This window comes from Thauera sp. DNT-1, assembly GCF_055393985.1.
The window spans coordinates 2,272,329-2,294,665 of record NZ_AP043752.1 but is presented as its reverse complement, the minus strand read 5'-3'; the positions used below and the strand labels follow the sequence as shown (position 1 = coordinate 2,294,665).

At 72.3% G+C, this 22,337-nt stretch carries 7 protein-coding genes and 1 riboswitch; all 7 genes read right to left on the bottom strand.

Going from position 1 to position 22,337, the window contains the following annotated elements; all coding sequences use genetic code 11:
• Positions 1-49 precede the first annotated feature (49 nt).
• The 7 genes from cobC to cobU all read right to left on the bottom strand — a co-directional run bounded on the left by cobC (position 50) and on the right by cobU (position 21,974).
• Positions 50-685 carry an alpha-ribazole phosphatase family protein gene (gene cobC / locus ACZ5PP_RS10550; RefSeq protein WP_464825974.1) on the bottom strand — a complete coding sequence of 212 codons (636 nt, stop codon included), beginning with the start codon at positions 683-685 and terminating at the stop codon, positions 50-52.
• Positions 686-976: 291 nt separating this feature from the next.
• Positions 977-2,626: a ShlB/FhaC/HecB family hemolysin secretion/activation protein gene (locus ACZ5PP_RS10545; protein ID WP_464827052.1), complete on the bottom strand. Its 1,650-nt coding sequence runs from the start codon at positions 2,624-2,626 to the stop codon at positions 977-979.
• A gap of 50 nt (positions 2,627-2,676) precedes the next feature.
• Entirely contained in the window at positions 2,677-18,705 is a 16,029-nt protein-coding gene (locus ACZ5PP_RS10540) for a leukotoxin LktA family filamentous adhesin (RefSeq protein WP_464827046.1), read from the bottom strand.
• Between the two features lie 218 nt (positions 18,706-18,923).
• Positions 18,924-19,703 (bottom strand): adenosylcobinamide-GDP ribazoletransferase, encoded by a 780-nt coding sequence (locus tag ACZ5PP_RS10535; RefSeq protein ID WP_464827045.1) that lies wholly within the window; start codon positions 19,701-19,703, stop codon positions 18,924-18,926.
• Complete coding sequence (gene cobT, locus ACZ5PP_RS10530; RefSeq protein WP_464827044.1) at positions 19,703-20,764, bottom strand: nicotinate-nucleotide--dimethylbenzimidazole phosphoribosyltransferase; 1,062 nt, start codon at positions 20,762-20,764, stop codon at positions 19,703-19,705. Before cobT ends, ACZ5PP_RS10535 begins: the two co-directional genes overlap by 1 nt.
• Positions 20,761-21,363, bottom strand: a complete 603-nt coding sequence (locus tag ACZ5PP_RS10525) for a Uma2 family endonuclease (RefSeq protein WP_464827043.1) — start codon at positions 21,361-21,363, stop codon at positions 20,761-20,763. Before ACZ5PP_RS10525 ends, cobT begins: the two co-directional genes overlap by 4 nt.
• Positions 21,364-21,425: 62 nt before the next feature.
• Positions 21,426-21,974, bottom strand: a complete 549-nt coding sequence (cobU, locus tag ACZ5PP_RS10520) for a bifunctional adenosylcobinamide kinase/adenosylcobinamide-phosphate guanylyltransferase (protein ID WP_464827042.1) — start codon at positions 21,972-21,974, stop codon at positions 21,426-21,428.
• Positions 21,975-22,066: 92 nt separating this feature from the next.
• Positions 22,067-22,302: riboswitch (cobalamin riboswitch) on the top strand.
• Positions 22,303-22,337: the final 35 nt, after the last annotated feature.

The following is a 22,337-nucleotide window of genomic DNA, read 5'->3' as shown; positions in this document are numbered from 1 at the left end:
CTTGCAAGCCAAATGCCGAATACCGAATTTGTACACCGCGCGTGCGGCCTCAGCGATTGAACCACTTCAGGACCGTGCCCCAGCTTTCCACATCGATCCGCGTCACCTGCCCGCAGACGAAGTCGAGCCCGATCCAGCGCTCGGGCGGCATTCCCAGCAGGTAGCCGGCGAGCACGCGCAGCGGGCCGCCGTGGGCGACGACGACGAGGTGCGCGGGATCTTCTGGAGATGGGGGGCAGGCCTCGGCTTTCGCGATCTCCGCCTTTGGCGCAAGCACGGACTCCGAACCGGCATCCGGCGTCCGCGCAGCCACCCCATGCTCCTCCAGCCACGCCAGTACCCGCGCGGCCATCTCGCGCGGCGACTCGCCGCCCGGCGCCCGAAAGCCGAGCGGATCGGCGGCCCAGTCGTCGATGGCGCTGCCGATTTCGTCGAAGCTGCGCCCCTCCCAGTCACCGAAGTGGATCTCCTTGAGGCGATTGTCGAGGCGCGGGGTGCCGAGCTTTTCGGCGAGCAGGCGTGCGCGCGCAAGCGGACTGGCGTGCAGGGTGAAGGATTCTGGCAGCAGCGGGCGCAGGCGGTCCGCCACCGTGGCGGGACATTCGGCCAGGCCGAGGTCGGTCTGGCCGTAGCAGATTCCCGGCTCGACGGCCGGGCGGGGGTGGCGGATCAGGTGAAGTTGCATCGGGGGCGGGGTGGATGAGATCTGACCCCCCGATCATGCCACGCCCTACCCGATGGTTTTCGTAGGAGCGACGCAAGTCGCGACGCGGCCCCGATGGTTTTTGTGGGAGCGCCGCAAGTCGCGATGCGGCCCCGATGGTTTTTGTGGGAGCGACGCAAGTCGCGATGCGGCGCATGGAACATGCACCGACCTGTCCGTACGCCGCGATCGCGACTTGCGGCGCTCCCATCGGAGTCTCGGGAAGCATGGCGGGGCCCTGCAGGAGCGACGGAAGGCACGGATGCGGGTGGACTACATGAACTCCGCCACCAGCATGAAATGCACCTCGTAGCGCCGGTCCTCGTCGGGCAGGCGGTTGAAGGCGCGGGCGAAGGTGAGGCGGGCGTCCACCCGCTCGCCGAGCGCGGCGCGCACGCCCCAGCCCGCGCTGCCGAGCTGGCGGTGGTTCGGTTCGAGCGAGTTGGGTGCGCGGTCGGGGGTGACGCGGCCGTGGTCGGCGAAGAAGAAGCCGGTGGCGCGCACGCCGGGCAGGCCTTCGCTCGCGGCGAGCTCGCCGAGCGGGTGATGCAGTTCCAGGTTGGCGATGAAGCCGCGGTCGCCCGACCATACGCCCACCGGGTAGCCGCGCACGCTGTACTCGCCGCCGATCTGCAGCTGCTCGCCGCTCGGCAGCGGGCTGTGGCCGCTGTGCTGGTAGTTGAGGCCGGCCTGCGCCGACCAGCCCGGGGCCAGGGCGTGGACGCGGCGCACGAAGGCGCGCCCGAGCGTGTAGTTGCTGCGCTCGAAGCCCTTGGCGCGACCGCCGGTGAGGGTGTAGGTGGCGAGCCAGTAGCCGTGGTCGTCGGCCGCCTGGTGCTCCACGCCGAGGTGGCCGTCCACCGTCTGCGTCTCCTGCAGCGGTACGCTGCTGATCCAGTTGCGCGTCTCGCGCCGTTTGCTGCCCAGCACCAGGTCGGTGCGCGAGCGTTCGCCCAGATGCACCGGTTGGCGCAGCGCGACGATGGTGCCGGTGGAGCGGCCGCTGATGTCGAGGTCGCGCAGCGGGCCCTCGACGATCTCGACGTGGTCCTTGTACGCCGCCAGGCTGAGGCGGCCGCCGCTGCGGTTCACCGGGAAGCTGTAGCCTGCCGAGTAGCTCTCCTGCCCCTTCGCGCCGACCACGCCCAGGCTCAGCTCGTCGCGGAAGCCGAGCAGGCTGCGGTTGGTGTATTGCAGGCCGGTGCGCCACTCGCCCGAGCCCTCGCTGCCGCCGTTGTCGAGGCTCAGGCGCAGGCTGTGGCGCGGCGGCTCCTCGACCAGGATCCTGAGGTCCGAGGTGCCGAAGCGCTGCCCCGCCGCCAGGTCCGCGCGCAGCTGCGCGTCCTGGGTGCGGTTGAAGCGGCGCAGGTCCTGCTCCAGCACCGGCAGGTCGACCAGCTCGCCCGCGACGAGGCCGATGCGCCGGGTGATGAATTCCGCGTCGGTGCTGGCGTTGCCCTCTACCGCGATCTCGCCCACGCGGCCTTCCACCAGGCGGATGTCGACGACACCGTCGGAGACGTCCTGCGGCGGGATCACCGCGCGCGCGGTGACCACGCGCCGTTCGCGGTAGGCCGCGTCGATGCGCGCGGCGAGCTCGCGCAGCTCGGCGAGGCTCACCTCGCGCCCGGTGTAGGGCCCGGCGAGCTCGGCGAGCGCCTCGGCGGGCAGGATGGCCGACTCGGTGAAGCGGATCTCCCGCACCGTGAAGCGCACCGCCTCGCCTGCCGGGGGGGCAGCCGGCGGCGGTGCGGCTTCGCGCCGGACCGGATCGGTGATCTCGCGGCGCTCGAGCTGTTCGAGCTGGCGGCGGCGCTCCTCCTCGTCGATCCGGCGCTGCTGCAACGCGCCGGGATTCGCCGCCGAGGGCAGGGTCTGGGCCAGGGCGGGGGCCGCCGAGAGCGCTGCAGCCAGGATCAGCATGGGTTTCACGATTGCGGGCTCTCCACTGGAGGGGATTGGTCGTTTCGGCCTCATTCTCCCTCCGTTCCGAGCGCGACGGGGGTGGGGGCGATGCGGACCAGGCTCTCTTCCCCGTCCTCGCGGGGCGCTCCGGCAGCCGGCGGGGCGAGATGGATGTCGGCGAGCACGCGCTCGGTGTACTCGACCACGCTCGCCAGCGGGCCATCGGGTCCGCGCACCTCGTGCGAGGCGCGACGGTCGATGACTAAGCTGTCGGTGGCGATCAGGTTGCGATCGAGCGCCAGGGCGAAGGGGGCCCCGCCGGAGTAGAGCTGCACGTCGTAGCCCTGCAGGCGGAAGTTCTGCTGGTCGATCAGCAGCCGAGTTTGCGGATTGGTGACGACCATGCGCTCGCCGACCTGGAAGCGATCGACCTGCAGGGTGCCGAGGGGCAGGTCGAGCCGGCCGGTTCGAGCGGCGATGTCGTCGAAGTGGAATCCGCCCGGGCCGCTCAGCGTCAGGTCCGCGACCGAGGCCATCCCGCCGCCATAGCCCCCGATGGAGCCGACGATCGGCGCGCCACCGCTGGCGAAGACCCGGGCGACGATGTGGTTGCCGCCCAGTCGCAGGCTGCGGCCGACGTCGAGACGATCGATGTCGAGGCGATCGCGCGCGCCGAGGTCGACGTCGCGGGCGTCGATCGAACCGATGCGAGCGTCGCCGTTCTCCACCCGGAGCCCGAGGTCGCGCGCGTCGATCGAGCCGATCTCCGCATTGCCACCCTGAACGCCGAGTTCGACGTCGCGTCCCGCGATGGCGCCGACGCGCAGGTCGCCGCCATCGGCCGCGAGCCGTACGTCCTCGGTCACGCTGGTGACGGAGTCCGCACTGATCGAGCCGGCGGCGCGGATGTCGATCTCGCGTTCGGCGCGTACGTCACCCATGGCCAGCGAACCCGGCGAGTCGAGGTGGATGAGGCCGCCGGAGTCGGCGTTGAAGTGGAGCACGTCGATCTCGAGCGGGTTGCCGCCGATCTGGCCGCCGGCACGGATCGTCAGGGTGGCGGCGGGGGCGGTGCGAGCGATGATGTCGAGGCGCTTGTCGCCACCGTCGAGCACGCTGCCGAAGGCGTCGATGAGGATCGCGCTCTCGGTCGGGTTGCCGGTGAAGATGCCGGTGATGACCGCGTCGCCACCGCTGCGGGGCGCGTCGGGTGCAGCCTGGTGGCCCACGGTGCGCAGGTCGATGGTGCCGACGTCGACCTGGATGCGCGCCGCGTCTGCGCCGTCCGCCGATTCCTGCATCAGCAGGTCGGAAGCCTGCAGGAACACGCCGAGGGTGGTGGCGTGGATGTCGGCGAACGGGGTCAGCACCATGCTGGCGCCGGACACCAGGCTGATCGGGCCCGGCCCGGTGACGCGGCCGTCGATGAACATGAAGGTGGCCGAGGACAGCGCGACGGCGTCGCCCGACGTGACATTGGCGATGTTGAAGAACTCGCCCATCGGCCCGTTCAGGTGCGCACCTTCGCCGAAGCGAGCGGTGCTGGCGGAGATGCGTCCGTCCTCGTGCGAGACCGCGACATCGAACGGATTGACGGACGAGCCGATCGCCCCCGTGCGCGAAGCCAGCGCCACATTGCGCGCGAGCAGATTGAGCTCGGGCGCCAGGGGCGCCTCGGTGAGCTGGAAGTCGAGGATGGCGCCGCTGGCGTCGAGGCGTACGTCGCCGAGCGCGAACACCGTGTCGACGAAGAGGCCCGACTCGGCCGCGACCCAGGCGTGCCCACCGGCGCGCAGGATCAGGCCGGCGTCGGGCGAGGTGAGCTGGATGCCGAACGGGGTCAGGAACAGCCCGTCGGGGTCCAGCGTTCCGCCGATGCCGGCGCTGGCGGCCTCCAGGATGAGGCGGCCGCCGCTCTTCACGTTGACCGCGTCGGTCGCGCTGGCGAGACCGCTGAGGCCGCCCGCCACCTTGATCCGCGTCTCCCCGCCGGCGACGATGCGGTCGATGCGCAGGTCCTGCTCGGCGCCGATCAGGACATGGCCGCCCGCCCGCGCGCTCAGCGCGCCGTCGGGCGCGACCGCGAGGTTCACCGCCTGCGGCTGGCGCAGGGTGACGATGCGCGGGTTGTCCGGGTCGTCGACCTGGGCGTCGCCGCGTTCGGCCGCGGCCAGCGCGGCGCGCTCGGCCTTGCTCAGGGTGTCGATGCCGGCGGTGGTGTCGATCACCAGGTCCGGACCATAGGCGCCGATGTCGCCGTCGGCGATGAGCGTGACCTTGCGGCCGACGACGTTGGGTTCCTGGATCGTGGTGACGGTGTCGGTGACCTTCTTGATCAGGCCTGCGCCGACCGACAGCAGCAGCTGCGCCTCGGTCCAGCTCGAGCCGCGGGTGATCGCGGCACGCTCGGCGTCGGTGGCGACGTAGCGGAAATCCTCGTCGAAGGCGGTGGTGTAGCCGCCGACCTCGGCGTGCAGCGCGTGGTACTGCGCGCTGCGGTTGGCGGCGAAGGCGGCGATCTCGGCGTCGCTCATGCCCGAATCGGCGAGCACCCGGCGCTCGGTGGCGGTGGGCACGTACTGGTATCCCGGGTCGTAGGCCGCGCCGCCGTCGGCCTGGCGGCCGCGGAGCTGCCAGTACAGGCGGTAGTTGTTGCTGCGACCGTTGGCGAAGGCGGCGACCGCCTCCTGTGCCTTGGCATCGGCACCCACCGCGACGCCGTCGTTCGGGTCGGGGTCGGCCTTCACGCGCAGGCGCAGCTCGTCCCACAGCGCGGCGAGCTGGTCCTCCGTGCGCGTGTCGACCGAGCCGTAGGGGTTGTTGTCGATCGCGCTGCCGCTGGTGCGGATGCGCACGTCGCCCGCGCCCGACTCCACGCCGATCAGCAGCAGATCGCCGGTATAGGTGCCTGCTGCCGCCGGGTCGGGGTCGGCCTCGTTGGCGAGGTGGATGTTGCCGCGCGCGCGCGCCGACAGGCCGTGGCGGGCGAGCACGTCGGGGTCGAGGCTGGTGCTGTCGCCGCTGCGGATGCGCAGCGGCGTGCCGTTGCCGGCCTCATCCAGCGTGCCGATGCGGCCGTTCTCGGCGACCAGGTCGATGCGCCGCGCCTGCACCAGGGCGTCGGCATCCTTGGCGAGGATGTCGCCGGCGGACTCCAGGGTCACCCTGTCCACCCCGGCGCTGCCGATGCGGCCCACGTTCAGGTTGCCCACCACCTGGTCGAGGTGGATCGAGCCGCTGGTGGTGTCGGCATGGACCACGCCGCCTTCGAGCTGGCGAATGCGCAGGGCCTGCTGCGGCTCGCCCGCGGGCGTCGTGCTGCCGATGCCGGTGCCGGCCGACAGCTCGATCGTGCGCCCGCCGACGGTGGCGGTCGCGTTGCCCTGCGACAGGTGGCCGTCGGTGTCGACCGAGGTCGTGCCGCTGCGGTTGTTGAGGCTGCCGGCGAGCACCACGTCGCCGACGGAGTCGATGGCGATGCGGGCGGTGTCGAAGCCGATGTACTCGATCGGGATCGGGTGGTCGGCGCGTACGCTGCCGGTGACCGTGGTCTTGTTGCCGGTGGTGACGAAGTACTGCATGTAGTACGTCGCATTGGCGCACAAGGTCCACCAGTTGCACTTCTTCCAGCTCGCCCCCTGGGTGACGGACCGGAAGCCGTTGACCGTGGTCGTCGTGGGCACGAACGCGTCCGGGTTGGTCAGGCTCTGCACGCGCAGGAACTCGCCCTGCAGCAGCGGATCGAGGGTGTTCGCGGTGGTGCCGACCCTGTACTGGTCCTGCACCGGGGCCGCGGTGATGCCGAACCAGCCGTTCTGCGAGTACAGGTACTCGTCGGTGCGCACGGAGTTGAAGCCGGTGGCCATCACGTAGCGCAGGTTGGTCGTCGGCGTGTAGGCATCGACGCCGCTGCGCGCCTCGCCCGCCGCGCGCGTGAAGGTGCGCGGCGTGCCCGGCACCGTGTCGCCACTGGCGTCCACCGACAGGTCGGTGATGACGATCCTGCCTTCCGCGCCGCGCCCGGCGTCGAGCGTGTTCACCCGCAGGGTCTTGCCGCTGTCGTTACGCACCTCGATCTGGCCGTAGCCGTCGAGCACGCGCAGCTTGCCGCCGCCGGCCTTGGTGTTGAAGATCTGCCCGAACAGCTCGATGTAGCCGCCCTGCACCTGCACGCCGGCGAGCTCCAGGCGGTCCTCGCGCGCGTTGTAGTTGACCGTCACCTGCGTCCATTGCCCCTGCTGCGCGGACGTGAGGCCGCTCACCGAGGCGTTGGAGAGCTTGAAGAACTCGGCGCCGGGCTGGGCGCGCGCGCTCGGGTCGAGCGCTTCGTACCAGGCCTTCGCCGTGGCGAGGTCGACGCTGCTGCCGTCGGGCAGCTCCACCTGGGCCTGCGCGGGGACGTGCACGCCCCACTCGGGGAGGCCGCTCTGGATGGTGCCGTTGATGTTGAGGTAGCGCGCCGCGACCAGCACGCTGCCGTTGGCGACGATGCTGCCGCTGCCGCTGGTGTCCTGCACGATGGAGCGGGTTCCCCCCGAGCCGACCACCTCCTTGAGCGGCGAGGTGGCCACGTGGGTGAAGCTGTCGGTGTAGCTCTGCACGAAGTCGCCGTTGAGGGCCTGCACTTCGACGCTGTTGGCCGCGATCGATGCGGTCTGCTCGAGCCGGATGCCGCCGGCCTCGCTGTGGATGCCGACCAGGCCGCGCAGGTTGGTGATCGCGTCGGTGAGCACGATGTCGGGGGCCACCGGCGCCACGCCGGCGCCGATCGCGCGCGTGGCGTCGGCGTCGTCGAGCGGATTGAAGCGGTTCTCGACCAGGATGGCGGGGGCGTCGCTGCCCGCCTCGGCGGTGACGATCCGCGCGAACGCGGCCGTGCCCGCGCCGCGGTTGATCGCGGCGATGCCGGCGTTGTCGCGCACCTCCACGCCGTTGAAGACCAGCCGGCCACCCGCGTCCGAGGCGATCTCGAGCTTGCCCAGAGTGAGGAAGGACGGCCCCTCGTTGATGATGTGGATGCCGGCGTCGCCCGGCGCGTCGAGCTCGCCGGTGCCGGTGAGGCGGTCGGCGCGCACGTCGATGTCGCCCAGCCGGGCCACGCTGTCGCCGATGCGCAGGAACTTCGCCTGCAGGCCGGCGCCGCTGGCGTCGCCGTAGTCGCCGGCGGCGATGCCCTGGCGGATCTTCCCGACCGTGGTCTCGAGGCTGCCGATCTCGGTGTTCACCGCGGCGATCTGGGCATTCTTGGCGTCGAGCGGCGCGTTGTTGAGCGCGATCTGCTGGTTGTTGGCGGTGATCGCGCGGTTGTTGGCGTCGATGGCCGCCTGCCGGGTGGCGACCTGGCCCCGCAGGGCGGCGAGATCGGTCGCGTAGTCGTCGTCGTCCGGATCCAGCGCCGCGATCTGCGCGTTCAACCCGGTGATCTGGTTGCTCAGCGTCGTGTTTTGCGCCGTCCGCGTGCCGTTGTCCTCGTCGAGTGGCTGGTTGAGCGTGGCGACCTGGCCCTCGATCGTGGTCTTCTCGGCCTGCAATTGCGTGCGCGTGGTGCGCAGGCCGCCCAGCTGTCCATCGAGCGCGCCCACGCGGTCCTCGGCCATCTGGCGCGGATTGCTGTCGTTGAAGCCGGGCTCGTCCGGGTTGCCGCCGAAGCCCATCTCGTGGAGTTTGTGCTCCAGGAAGGAGATCTCCGCCCGGTAGGCCGCGGTGGCGATCGCCGCATCGCTGGTGGTGTCGCCCGGGCCGACCGCATAGTCGCGGATCAGCGCCCGCAGCGTCTCGATGCGCGCCAGGATGTCCGCGTAGATGTCCTGCATCCGTGTCGATGCGATGCCGATGCCGTCGGTCTGCTCGATCACCGAACCGTCGTAGTCGATGTGCAGGCGCTGCCTGCGCTCGATGCCCACGCGCACGGTGCCGCGGACGTCGACCGTGCTGTCCTGGCTTACGCCGGAGCGTCCGGTGCGGGTCTCGAAGGAGACGTCGCCGCCGCCGAAGAGGTTGCTGAACCAGCTCGCGATCGCCGCCAGGGTCTCGCGGTAGATGTCCTTGCCGATGCCCACGCCCGAGGCGCCCGCCGAGCCTTCCACGGCGTGCAGGGCCACGTTGCGCACCGCGGCCACGTCGGCGCCGGCAGCGACGCTCACCGCGCTGCGGCTGGTGACGAAGGCGTCGGCCACCGGGTCGCGGTTAACCGGGATCGCGGTGTTGTTGAAGACGTCGGTGCGCGCGCTCGCGCCGAGCGCGTTCGCGGTGCCGTCGCTCGCGGCGCCGGCCGCCAGGCGGATGTTGCGTTCCGAACGCAGATCGGCGTCGCCGATCTCGATGCGGTTATCGCCGTCGTACACCGCGGTGCTGCTGCCCTCGGGGGCGACGCCGACCAGGCCGTAGACGTCCACCGCGCTCTGCGAATGGAGATTTGCGCTGGTCCGCGAGCCCATCGCGATGTCGCTCTCGCCCGTGGTCTCGACGTGGGCGCCGTCGCCGACGCGCACGGTCGCGGCCGGGCGTTCGCCCGCGTTGCAGGCGGCGTGCTCCGGCGGGCACACGGTCGACACGACCGACTCGCCGCTCGCTGCCGACACCGCGCCGCCCGAGGCCATCTTGACCCGGTCGCTGGCACCGATCTCGTTGCGCGCATCGACGCGGATCCCCGGCGTGGCGGCATTGCCGCTCGTGGAGAAAACGGTCGCGCCCGCGCCGATCCCGGCGAGCGTGTCCGCGAGCAGGATCGTGCGGCTGCCGGCGGCGGGGAAGTCGGCGAGCCCGCCCGAGCTCGACTCCACGTTCCAGTCCGGGCGTGCCTGGCCCGTGCCGGCGAGCAGGCCGGCAGGCGCCCCCTTGCTCAGCGTCGTGCTGGCGTCGAGCTGCACCGTTCCGGCTTCGATCTCGCCCTCGGCGCCGATCGTCGCGGTGGTGGTGGCGCGCGCGAAGTTCTCGGTCTGCGCGCCGCTCACGCCGACCAGCGACGCGTTGGTGTTGCTCATCCAGGCGTCGAAGCTGGAGCCCTGCGTCGCCGCGAGCGTCAGGCTGTCGACCGCGATCGTCGCCGGGTCGCCGGGCTGACGCGCGGCCTTGCTGCCGGTCGTGGCGCTCGTCCTGCTCACGGTCGTGGTGTAGCTCGCCGAGAACGGCACCGAGACCAGCCCGCCGGCACCGGCCACACCGTAGGCATGGTTGGTGGCCTGGCCGTCGGCGAGCACGTTCAGCGTGCCGCCCTCGACCCGGACATGGTCGCCGAGCGCGGCATGGCTGTCGGTGTTCGAGCCCGCGCTGGCGGTGTTGGCGCCGACCGCCACGAAGCCCGCCGACACGCCGGACACGTAGGCGAGCTGGGAGTGCGTGTTGTGCGTCTGCACGGTGGCGGTGCCGCTGATCTTCAGCGTGCTGTCGTCGCCCACCCTGGCGTTCACCGCGGCGTCGTTGAAGGCGGTGGAGCGCGAGGCGTTCGCCCCCACCAGCAGGCCGCCGGCGGCGCCGCTGGCGCTGGCGAAGGCGCTGCGTCCGCCGCCGGCGGGCAGGGCCTGGTGCGCGGCCAGTGTGAAGTCGGCGGCGTCGATGAGGCTGCGTTGACCGATCGTGGCGGACACCGTGGGTGACAGGGTGGCGCGCGCGATCGAGGCGCCGACCGCCCCGCCCAGGCTCACGTTGATGCCGGTGGCGTCGGCGCGTGCCGCGCCGGCGCTGTTCGCGTCGACCTCGACCGTGCGGGCGACCTTGATCCGGGCGTCGTCGCCGATGCTTGCGGAGACGTTCGTGTCGACCACCGCGTCGGCCACCGTGCCGCTGGCGGCCAGCCCGAGCCCGCCCTTGGCGGCGAGCGCGGTGGCGACGGCGGTGTGGCTGGCGTCGGCGAGCACATGCAGCTCGCCGACCGTGTCGCCTGCGACCTGGCCGATGGCCACCTCGTCGCCGATGCTGGCGGTGGCGCCGCCACCGATCGTGCTGCCGGTCACCGAGGCCCCCGCGGCGACCACGCCGACGCTGACGCCGGTGGTCTCGGCCTCCAGTCTGCGGGTGTCGTCGGCCGCGATGTCGACCGCATTGGCACGCTCGATCGCGACCTCGTCGTCGAGGCCGGCCTGCACCGCGCCGGTGGAGCCGATCAGTGCGACCGCCGCGTCGACCGCGACGATGCCGCCGGTGCCGGCGAAGGCGGTCACGTCCACATCCTCGTCGAGCGCCGCGGTCAGGCTCACGCTGCCGGCGGCGCCGGCACGCAGGGTGCTGCCCCGGCCGACGGAGGCGAGGGTGTCGTTGTCGAAATCCGCGACCCCCACGCCGGCGCCGAGGCCGATCGCGCCGATGGCGAGGGCGCCGTCGAGCGCATCGAACTCGACGTCCGTGCGTGCGTCGAGGTCGATGTCCCTGCCCGCCTCGAGGTCCGCATTCTCGCCCACGAAGGCGGCGGTACCGGCGGGCAGGGTGCGGGTTTCCGCCGCGGTGAAGCGGCCGCTCGCGGCGAGCGTGCCACGCTCGTCCTCCACCCGATCGGCGGCCTCGCCGATGCGGCTGTCCGTGTAGCTCCCGAGCAGGGTGGCGACGCTGCCGTCGGTGGCCTGGCCATCGACATAGCTGCCGGCATCGTCGTCGCCGGACTCGAGCCGGCCCTGCGCCTCGTCGCCCAGCCCACCGCCCACGGAATACACGCCGACGCCGCCGGCGAGCGCGCCGATCCCCCCGGCGGCGCTCACCACGTAGCTCTCGATGTCGGTGTTCGCGAGCGCGCTCACGCCGATGTCGCGCTTGGCGCCCACTTCGGCGCGGTCGCCGATCCAGGCGGTGGTGTCGTTGCGGATCACTCCCACATCCACGCCGCCGGCGATGCCGGCCGCGCCGACGCCGAGCGCGCCGGAGACGTTGAAGAGCGCCAACTCGTTGCGCGCACCGACGTTGACGTCCTGCGCCGCGTCGGCGTCGCCACCGCCCCGGTTCACCCGGGCGTCCGCGCCGATCCAGGCCGCGGTGTCCGAATCCACCGTCGCCACCGACACCGCGCCGGCGAAGCCGAGGTAGAGCCCGCCCGCGGCGGCGGCCGAGACGGTGAACAGATCCTCGCTCGACTCCGCCTGCACCTGCACGCCGCGCGCCGTGGCGGTCTCGTCCACGCTCTCGCCCGAGCGCACGACCAGATCGGCGGTGTCCTTGCCGAGGGCATCCACGACCGCGCCCGCGCCGATCCAGGCGCGCGTGTCCTTCTCGATCAGCGTCACGCCCACGCCGGCGCCGACTCCGCCACCGCCGATGCCGAGCGCGATCGTGCCGGCGACCAGGGTCGTGGCGGTGTGGTCGTCCGCCTTCACGCTCACGTTGCCGCCGGCGGCGACTTCGGCTTCGTCGCCGATCGACGCCGAGGTCGCGTTGTCGAAGCTCAGCACCGACACGCTGCCCGCCACCCCGACCGTGCCCGAGGCGCCCAGGCTGGCGCTGATCGAGACCACCTCCTGACCGGAACTGGCGGCGACCTCGACGTCGCGGCGCGCCTTGACGTCGCTCTGCTCGACGATGGCCGCATGGGTGGCGTGCCGCATCGCCGCCACATCGGCGCCGACGCCTACGCCCACCGTGCCCGAGGCCGACAGCGCGCCGGCGATGCCGAGGTGGAAACTGTCGTTGCCGGCGGCGACGCGCACCGATTGCGCGGCGTTGGCGCCGGTGTTGTCGGCGTTGACCTGCACGCCGGTGTGGCTGGCGCCCTCGGCGAGCGCGATGCTGCCGATCGAGGCGCGGGTGTCGGTCTGGTGCACCGACACTTCGCCCGACAGGGTCACCGCCGCGGTGCCGGCTGCGGCGCCGGTGACCGCAAAGCCCTTGATGTCGTCGCGGTTCACCGCGGTCACCGCGAGCCCGCGGTGCGCGCTCGTGCTCGCGCTGCTGGTGCGTGTGGCGTCGAGCGCCGCGCTGCCGCCGGCGAGGTCGTTCTCGCCGTCGGAGGGGGTGATGCCGGGGGCGGCGACCTCGCCTTCACCCGCAGCCGTGGCCGCGTAGTCGATGTCGAAGCCGCCGTCCGCCACCTGTGCCGCGGCGGCGTTGCCGAGCGCGCTCGCCGCGGCGCCGTCGTCGATCCAGGCGTGGGTGGTCTTGTCCACCACCGCGACCGCCGCGCCGGCGCCCACCGCCGCGGTCCCCGCCGCGCCGATCGCGCCGGCGAGCAGGTCGAGGTCGCTGTCGGCGTCGGCCGCGATCACCAGGTTGCCGTCGGAGAACAGCGCGCTGCCCGTCTTCACCGAGGCGAGCGTGTCGATGTCGAGCACCAGCACCGAAGCCGAGCCCTGCACACCGGCCGTGCCGCCCGCGCTCAGGCCCACGCCCACCGAGCGGATCGCCTCTGCGCTGCTGGCGCCCACCGCGAGGCTGTCGCCGCTGCGGGCGATCACGCCCTCGCCGATCCAGGCCGCGGTCTCCTTGTCGATCACCACCACGTCGGCGGCGCCGCCGACGCCGGCGGTGCCCCCGATGCCTACCGTGCCGACGATGGACAGCAAGTCGGTGCGGGCGTGCGCGTGCACCGCAAGGCTGCGGCCCGCAAGGGCCGCGCCGCTCACGCCCTGATTGATGCGTGCGCCGTCGCCGATCCACGCGTAGGTGAGCGGGTTGTAGTCGTTCACTGCCGCGGATGCGGCTACGCCCGCGGTGCCGCCTCCGGCGCCGCCGACGACGACCGAGGTGACATCCTGCACCGCGGTGCCGCGCACGCCGATCGAGCCCGCCGCGGCGACGTCGGCCGCGGCGCCGATCGAGGCGCGAGTCTGGTTGTCGACCAGGAAGGTGCCGGCGGATACGCCCACCCCGGCGGTTCCGCCCACGCCGGCCACTCCGGCGACGCCGAGGGCATCGAAGGTGTTGCCGGCGTCGACGTCGATGGTGCCGTCGCTGCGCAGGAAGCTGCGTGCGCCGGTGGCGGCCTCGACCTGGTTCTCCGAGTCGATCAGGCTCAGCACGCCGCCCACGCCGGCCTTGCCCGCGGCGGCCGCGCTCGCGGTGACCGCGGCGAGATCCATCGCGGCCGTGGCGTCGATGTCGATCGCGGCGGACTGCTCGATGCGCGCGTCCGCGCCGATCGTGGCCCGGGTCTGGCTGCGGTTGACGATGTCGGCGCTGGCCAGGCCCACGCCGACCTTGCCCGCGGCCGACACGCCGCCGGCGAAGGCGGTCGCGGAGGACTGGTTGTCGGCTTCCAGGTCGACCGTGCCGTTGGTGTTCACCCGCGCGCCGTCGCCGATCGTGGCCTCGGTGAGTTCGTCGAAGACATTCACCGAGAACGAGCCGGTGACCGCGACCTGCTCGCCGCCGGCGCCGGCGATGGTCTCGGTGTAGTAGTTGCTTTCGCCGAGCAGCACCTGCAGGTTGGCCTCGGTGAAGCGGTTCTCGAGGTCGTCGAGGATCGTCCAGTCGAAGCTCGGCGAGCTGTTCAGCAGATGGTTGCGCCCGGCGAGCTGCAGCCCGGCCGCGGTGACCTCGGCCTGTTCGCCGATCCAGGCATGCTGGCTGTTGTTGGCGCGCAGGATGGCGATCGAGGCGCCGACGCCGACCTTGCCGGCGAGCGCCGCGCTCCAGGCCTTGGCCGCGAGCTTGCTGGTGTTGTCCGCGGTGATGCTGACTTCGCCGGCGTACTCCCCGGTGGTCAGATCGCCGATGCGGACGCCCTCGCCCAGCGAGGCGGAGGTGGTGGATTGCGACCATGCCACCGCAAGTGCGCCCGCGATGCCGACCTTCTCCGCCCCGGCGCCCGCCACGCCTTCTGCGGCGAGCTTGTTGGCGAACTCCGCCGAGGTGTTCTGCGACGATCCGGCGGCAACTTGCACGCCCGCCGCGTCCGCGACCAGCGTGCCGTCGCCGATCGTGGCGGCGGTGTCGTTGCGCGCGATCGCCAACCCGACACCGACACCGATGCCGACCTGGGCGCTGCTCTCGAGCTTGGACACGTCCAGGGTGTTGCCCAGGCCGCGGGCGCTGAAGTCGCTCTGGTTGTGTGCGCCGATCGCGAGTTCACCGCCGACGTCGAGGCGGACGGCCGGATCGCTGTCCGCCCCCTGCGCACGCCCGACGTCCGCGCGCACGTCGTCGTCCATGACCACCGCGCCCACCGCGGCCGCCACCGCCAGTTTGTTGCTGTTGCCGGTGGTCTGGGTGCCCTCCTGGGCGTCCTGGTTGTCCTTCAGGGTCGAGCTGGTGCTGGCCTTGTCGCGCTCGGCGGCGGTGGTGTCCTCCTCGGCCTTGCCGCCGGCGGCGCTGGCCTTGGCCACCGCCTCGTAGCTGCGCGTGGCGTCGGCGTCGATGGTGAGATTGCCCTCCTCGCCGCTGGTGGTCGTCTGCAGCGAGCGCTGCAGGCTGGCGGTGGTCGTGGTCGTGCTGAGCACGATCGCGCCCGAGGCGCCGATGCCGACCTTTTCCGATTCGGTGTCGCCCGTCGCCTCGGCCTCGTGCTCGCCGGTGGAGGTGGCGCGGATCTCGACGGCGCCGGCGGCGACGATTTCGGTGCCGGCCTCGACCACGGCGGCGGTGTTCAGCTTGAGGTCGGACAGGGCCACGGCGGCGTCGAGCGCCACGCTGCCCGCAGCGCCTGCCTCGGCGGTGGCGCGGGTGTCGCTGCTGGCGTTGGCGATCACACGCAGCTTGTCGAGGTCGGTGATCTCGGCGCCGCGCCGGATGCGTGCCCGCACCTCGTCCTCGCGGAAGAGGTTGAGCGCGACCGAGGCACCGACGCCGAAGTCGCCGCCGTCGACCGGCTCGTCGGGCAGGGCGGTGGCGCTGGTTTCCGTGGTGCTGTCGGCTTCGAGCTCGACATCGCCACCCTCGGCGTCCGCGCGCGCGCCTTCGAGCACCTCGGCGCGGGTGTGGGTCTCGAGCAGGTTGAGCGCGAGCGCGCCGGCGATGCCGACCTTGCCCGCGCCGGCGCCAGCCTTCGCGCTCGCGCTGAGCCGGTTCTCCTCGTCGTCGCCGAGGATTTCCGTGCCGGCGCTTACGGCGATGCCGTTCGCGGTCACCTGAGCGTCGCCGATCCAGGCCAGGGTGTGGGTCTCGATGCTGTTGACCGCGGCGGCGGCGCCGATGCCGACCGTCGCCGTGCTCCCGGCCGCGCTGCCATCGGCCTCGGCTTCGGCGTCGGTGTTGCTCCAGGCCTCGACCGCGAGCCGGCCGCCGGCCTGCAACTCGATGGCGCTGGCGACGTAGGCCTCGCTGCGGCTGTCGAGCGCGTTCACCGCGACCGCCGCGGCCACGCTGAGCTTGCCCTCGCTCGATTCGGCCGAGCCCGGCTGCTGGGTCTTGCTCGCGCTGCCGTCCTTCTGCTTGTCCTGGGCGAAGCCGGACTGGCGCTGCACCTCGAGGTCCACGCCGTCCTCCGCGCTGCTGCCGTCCTCTTCCTCGCCCTTGCCGCCCTTGGCGCTCGCGCTCGCAGTCGCCGAGCCCTTGTGGGCGTTGTGCGCGGCCACTTCGATCGCGCCCGGGGTGAACACGTCGCGCTGGATGCTTGCGCTGACGCGTTCGGTGAGCACATTGACCGCCACGGCGATGCCGATCGCCGCCTTCTCGCCCTCGGCGCTGCCCTTGGCCGAGGTTTCGACGGTGCTGGAATGGGTGGCGGTGACGCCGACCTTGGCGCCGGCCTGCACGCGTTCGCCGCTGCCGATCACGGCATGGGTCTGGTTGTCGACCACCGCGACCGCGGCCACCGGGGTGGCGGCGATGCCGCCCTCGGCGCCAGCCTCGGCCTCGGTGTGGACGAGGTAGTCGCCGACGGCCTCGACCGTGACGGCGCCCGGGTTGATCAGGCGCGCGCCGTTGGCGAGCTCGGCGCGGCTCTCGTTGGCGACGACGTTGACCGCCACGGAGGCGCCGATGCCGAGGGTGTCGCCGCTGGCGGTGGCGTCCTCGGCGGGGGTCGCGCTGGCCGAGGATTCGCTGCGGTGGTCGCTGCCGATGCGGACGGTGCCGCCCTTCGCGTCGGCGCTGCCGGTGATGCGGGCGCGGCTGCCCGCGTCGATGACGTTGAGCGCGAGCGCGCCGGCCACGCCGACGTCGCTGGCACCCGCGCCCGAGGTGGCGGCGGTGGTGAAGCCATTGATCTCGTCGCCCGTGGGCAGGGTTGCCACGACCTCGATGCCCTGTGCGTCGGCGCTGCCGCCGATGCGCGCCTCCGCGCTCGTGCGCGCGAGGTTGAGCGCGACCGCCGCGCCGACGCCGACGGCAGCGCCGGTGCTGCTGCCGTCGGCGACTACGTCCGCCTGGGTCAGTGCCTCGCTGCCGACCGCGAGCATGCCCTCGCTGGTGGCCGCCCGGGTGGCGTCGAGCGCGGCCAGGGTGGTGCTCTCGAGGTCGCTCACCGCCACCGCCGCGGCGACGCTGACACTGCCGTCCGAGGTCGAGGCCTCGTCCTCGTAGTCCGCGAGCGTCCCCTCGGTCTTGCTCGTGCCTGCCGGCTGCGGGCTGGCGCCGCCGGCCGCGGCCTTGGCCGAGGTGGTGACGCGGGTATCCGACTGCGCGTGCACGCCGACACCGGTCTTGCCGGCCAGGCGCGCGTTGTCGGCGGTGCGCGCGCGGGTGGTGCTGCGCACCACGCTGACCGCCACGCTGCCGCCCACCGCGCTGCTGCCCGCGGCCGAGGCGTCGACCGCCGCGTCCACCGTCGTGCGGTTGCTCGCGACGAGCTCGGTCTTGTCCGCCGTGCTGGCGAGCTCGGCGTTGCCGAGCAGATCCACGCTGGCGGTGGTGTCGGCGATGACGATCGCCGCGCCGGCGTCGGCCGGCAGCGCGCCGAGGTCGGGCAGGCCGGGACGGGCGTCGATGGTCGTGGTGGTGGTGGCGCCGAGGCGGGCGGGACCGGCGCTGGTGATCCGGGTGTCGCCCTGGACGCGCACGCTCGCCGCGACGTCCACATCGACCACCGCCAGCGGCACGACATCCGGGGTGGCGATGGCGGCGGTGGCGGTGGCCTCGAGGGTGGCGCGGCCGCTCGCCTCCAGCGTGGATCCGTCCACCTCGATCGTCGCGCTCGTGGTCTTGGTGACCAGCGGCGCCAGCGTGCTACGGTGTTCCGCGCTCGCCTGCAGGTGCAGGTCGCGGCCGGTGAGGGTCGCGCCGCTCGCCTCGATGCGCGCCGCGGTGTCGGACAAGGCGTCGAGCGTGCCGCCGACGGCCTGCGCCTGCAGCGTCACGTCTCCGCCCGCGTGGGTGTCGCTGCCCGCGGCGAGCAGCTTGCCGCCGCTGCCGATGCGGATCGTGGGCGCGCGCAGGGCGATGTCGCCCGAGGCGGCGATCGACACGCCGCTGCGCAGGCTGGCGTCGTCGCCGACGTTCACCCGGCGCGAGGAGACCGTGCCGGTGAGCTCGATGCCGCTGTCGCCGACGATTTCGATGCGGCCCTGGTTCTCGACCACCGCGCCGCCCGTCGCCAGGCCGTGCACGTTGACCACGTCGCTGAAGTCGGGGGCGCCGCCGGCGAACTTCGCGCCGCTCAGCACCTTGCCGCCCACCGTGATCGAGCCTGCGGACAGGCTGACCTGCTCGGTGGCGTTGACCTCGCCGTCGATGCGGATCTCGGCCGCGGTGTTGCGCGGCGCGCGGCCCTCGACCAAGGCGGCGGCCGAGGCCTCGGCGCCGCCCGGGGCGTCGAAGAAGTCGTCGACGAAGCGCTGGCTGGGCGTGGACACGTGCAGGCTGCCGACGTTGACCTTGCCGCTCGGGCCGACGACGACGCCGTGCGGGTTGGCGAAATAGACCTTGCCGCCGATCCGGCCTTCCTTGATGGCATTGAGCATGCCGTCGATCGTGGTCTTCTGGTCGCGCACCAGATTGATGAGCGCGGCGGCGCCGTCGGGCAGGTGGAGGTTGGCGGTCTCGCCGCTGCCGACATTGAAGCGGCTGAAGGAGTTGACCGCATTGCCGTTGCCGAGGAGGCGGTCGGTGTTGCGGACGTCGGCGGCGTTCGTGCCGAGCGGGCTCACGCTGGTCGCGGTGCGGCCGTCGGGGACGATGTCGACCGCCCACGCCAGCTCGGGCACCAGGCCGTGGCTGACGATCAGCGCGCAAGTGACATGGACGACGATTTCCTTCAGGCGCGGCGCAGCTGCGACCGGCTCGGGCTCGCGATGGTGATGCATGGCTTGTCTCCCCCCTGCCCCTCTTGTCGAGGGCGCGGAACCGCGCTTCAGGTCGGGGCTCCACCATGCTTTCCGCGCACGCCTGAAGACGTGTCCGACTTGCCGGAGAAAGACTCCAGATCAACTCATATTGGGTTGCCGACTTGTCGGGAGCAAGTTTTTTTTGTCCTGGGTCAAGATCCGCCCAGGCCGCATGGGGATTGCACGGCGGTGCAGGCTCAGCTCGCCAGCCGCGATGCGGCGAGCAGGGCGAGGTAGATGGCGAGCTCGCTCGCCTGCTGGGTGGCGCCGAGCAGGTCGCCGGTGTAGCCGCCGAGCCGGCGCTGAAAGAGGCGCGCGCTCCACGTCGTCACCGCAGCGGCGGCGAGCAGGGCGCAGAGCGCGGCGGCGGGTGGCAGCAGCAGCAGGGGTAGCAGGCCGCTGGCGACGGCCAGCGCGAGCCCGGCCGGTGCCAGCGGGCGCGCGACGGCGACCGACTTGGCCGAATCGTCGGCGCGTACGTAGGGCAGGCGGTGCAGCACCACGGTGGCGGCCAGGCGCGACAGCGGATGGGCGACGAGCAGGGCGAGCGCCACGCCCGCCCCTTGCACCGCCGGGCCGGCCAGCTCCACCAGCGCCGCCGCCTTGGCGAGCAGCATCAGCACCATGCCGATGGTGCCGTAGCTGCCGATCCGCGAGTCCTTCATGATCGCCAGGATCTGTGCCTTGTCCCAGCCGCCGCCGAGGCCGTCGCAACTGTCGGCGAAGCCGTCCTCGTGGAAGGCGCCGGTGAGGCGGATGGTGAGCGCCATCGACAGGACGACCGCCACGGCGGGCGGCAGCAGCCAGGCGAGGGCGAGGTAGCCGAGCGCGCCTGCGCCGCCCACCACCCAGCCCACGAGTGCGAAGTAGCGCGCCGCATGGTGCATGCGCTCGGACGACCACGGCACCCAGGCGGGCACCGGGAGGCGGGTGAAGAAGCCGAGCGCGGTGAAGAAGAGTTCGAGCTGGTCGCGCATCAGCCCGGACGACGGGCCTGGTCGCTGACCCCGGCGGACTCGAAGCTCGCCATCTCGTTGATGAAATTCACCGCCGCCTGCACGAGCGGGAAGGCGAGTGCCGCGCCGGTGCCTTCGCCCAGGCGGAGGTCGAGTTCCATCAGCGGTTCGGCCTGCAGGAAGTCGAGCTGCACGCGGTGGCCGGGCTCCTGCGAGCGATGCGCGAAGACGCAGCACGACAGCACCGCGGGTGCCAGGGCGTGGGCGACGAGCACGGCCGAGGTGACGATGAAGCCGTCGACCAGCACCAGCATGCGGCGCTCGGCGGCGCCGAGGATGGCGCCCGCCATCATGGCGATCTCGAGGCCGCCATACTGCACCAGCACCTCCAGCGGGTCGTGTGGTCGACCACCGCGCTGCAGCGCCTGGGCGAGCATGCTGCGCTTGCGGAACAGGCCGGGGTCGTCCAGGCCGGTGCCGCGGCCGGTGACGGTATAGAGCTCGGCGTCGTGCTCGGCGCCCACCAGGCAGTGGGTGAGCAGCGAGGCCGACGCGGTGTTGCCGATGCCCATCTCGCCCAGGCCGATGCAGTTGCAGCCGTTGTCGGCGAGCGCATGGGCGAGACCGCGCCCGCGCTCGAGCGCGGCGTCGCGCTGCGCGGCGCTCATGGCCGGCTCTTCGATGTAGTTGGCTGTGCCGGGCGCGATCTTGGCGTCGATCAGCCCCGGGCGCTTGCCGAAGTCGTGGTTGACGCCGGCATCGACCACGGTGAGATCCAGCCCGAGCTGGCGGGTGAATACGTTGATCGCCGCGCCGCCGGCGAGGAAGTTCTCCACCATCTGCCAGGTCACGTCCTGCGGGTAGGCGGACACGCCGGCGCGCGCCGCGCCGTGGTCGCCGGCGAAGACGACGATGTGCGGCTGGCGCAGTTCGGGTTCCAGGGTCTGCTGCAGCAGCGCGATCTGGTGCGCGAGCCCCTCCAGGCGGCCGAGCGCGCCGCGCGGCTTGGTCTTGCGGTCGATCTTGTGCTGGATCGCGGCGGAGAGCAGCGGGTCGGGCGAGGCGATGGCGTAGGGCTTCATGCGGCAGGTGGCGGGGGTGGTGTGGAGGGAGGGGGGATGGGCGCCGGGTCGGAGGCGTCCGCGTCCGGCAGGTCGCGATAGAGGTCGGCGAGCGCGAGCTCGAAGTCGAAGGCGGGCAGGGCGAGGCGGGCCGTTTCTCCGCTCGCCTCGCTCAGCACCCAGCGCCCGTCCTCGCCGCGGGTGAAGCACTCGACGTGGGCACGGTCCTGCGACAGGAAGAGCACGGTCTTCAGCCCCGCAAAGCGGCGATAGGCGGCGAACTTGTCGCCGCGGTCATAGGCCTCGGTCGAGGGCGACAGCACCTCGGCGATGAGGATAGGGTCTTCCTTGACCTGGCGGCGGGCGCGGTCGGCGTCGGTGCAGGTGACGAAGACGTCGGGGTAGAAGAGGTCGTCCGACCCGGCCAGGCGCAGGCGGACGTCGGACATGAAGACGTTGCAGCGCGTGTGCTGCAGCCCGATCCGCAAAGCCATGTACATGTTTCCGGTCACGACGTTATGCACGTCCGACCCCCCCGCCCTCATGAAGGCCTCGCCGTTGAAGAACTCCCAGCGCTCGGGCTGCTCCGCCTCCCAGGCCAGGAAGTCTTCCCGCGTCATCTTGTGCTTCTGTGCAGGCGGCCCCACAGCCCTCTCCCGGAAAGTGTGCTTCGCCCCGAAGTTTAGCCTTCCTTCAGCACCAGCGGCAGGCCGGCGGCGACGAAGACAACCCGGCGGCATGCGCTCGCCACCATCTGGTTGAGCCGTCCGGCCTCGTCGCGGAACAGCCGTCCGAGCGGCGTCTCCGGCACCAGGCCGAGCCCCACCTCGTTGGCGACGAGGACGATGCGGCCGGGCAGCGTCGGCAGCACGGCGAGCAGCGCGTCGCGCTCGTGGCGGAAGCGCGGCAGGTCTTCGGCCGTGGCGCCTGCGGGAAGGGTGTGGGCGTCGGCGAGCAGGTTGGAGAGCCACAGCGTGAGGCAGTCGACGATCAGGCAGCGCTCGGCCGCGGCCTCGCGTCGCAATGTATCGGCGAGCGCCAGCGGCGCCTCGACCGTGCGCCAGCCCGCCGGCCGGTCGGCCTGGTGACGGCGGATACGCGCCGCCATCTCCTCGTCGAGCGCCTCGGCGGTGGCGATCACCGTGACCGCCAGCCCGGAGCCGGCGGCACGCCGTTCTGCCTCGCGGCTCTTGCCGGAGCGGGCGCCGCCGAGGATGAGTTCGCAGGTCATTGTCTTTGCTGGCCTTGCATGGAGGATTCGTCGTCGTTTTTTGCAGTGCACGATACCGGGCCGTACGGTATCATCCGCCCCCACTGCCCCGGAAGGGGCAACGCGTTATCGGTGCCCACGGGCGTTTCTCGCCCCGGGTTAAACGGGAAACAGGTGCGCGGCCCCTCGCAAACGAGGCCGCAATGCCTGTGCTGCCCCCGCAACGGTAAGTGCGCGCAAGGTGCGTCATGCAGCCACTGGGATGACATCCCGGGAAGGCGACCCACCCGTCCGGCCCCAGGCCGGCACAGCGCACGAGCCCGGAGACCGGCCGGAACGCGGATTGGCGGATGTGCCGCGGGGTGGCGGCGACGGGTGCGGTTT

What these genes read in the sequence shown, in the direction of transcription:
- ACZ5PP_RS10545 (WP_464827052.1), bottom strand. Translation starts at nt 2,626, where the DNA reads ATGCTGATCCTGGCTGCAGCGCTCTCGGCGGCCCCCGCCCTGGCCCAG.
- ACZ5PP_RS10540 (WP_464827046.1), bottom strand. Translation starts at nt 18,705, where the DNA reads ATGCATCACCATCGCGAGCCCGAGCCGGTCGCAGCTGCGCCGCGCCTG.
- cobU (WP_464827042.1), bottom strand. Translation starts at nt 21,974, where the DNA reads ATGACCTGCGAACTCATCCTCGGCGGCGCCCGCTCCGGCAAGAGCCGC.
- cobT (WP_464827044.1), bottom strand. Translation starts at nt 20,764, where the DNA reads ATGAAGCCCTACGCCATCGCCTCGCCCGACCCGCTGCTCTCCGCCGCG.
- cobC (WP_464825974.1), bottom strand. Translation starts at nt 685, where the DNA reads ATGCAACTTCACCTGATCCGCCACCCCCGCCCGGCCGTCGAGCCGGGA.
- ACZ5PP_RS10535 (WP_464827045.1), bottom strand. Translation starts at nt 19,703, where the DNA reads ATGCGCGACCAGCTCGAACTCTTCTTCACCGCGCTCGGCTTCTTCACC.
- ACZ5PP_RS10525 (WP_464827043.1), bottom strand. Translation starts at nt 21,363, where the DNA reads ATGACGCGGGAAGACTTCCTGGCCTGGGAGGCGGAGCAGCCCGAGCGC.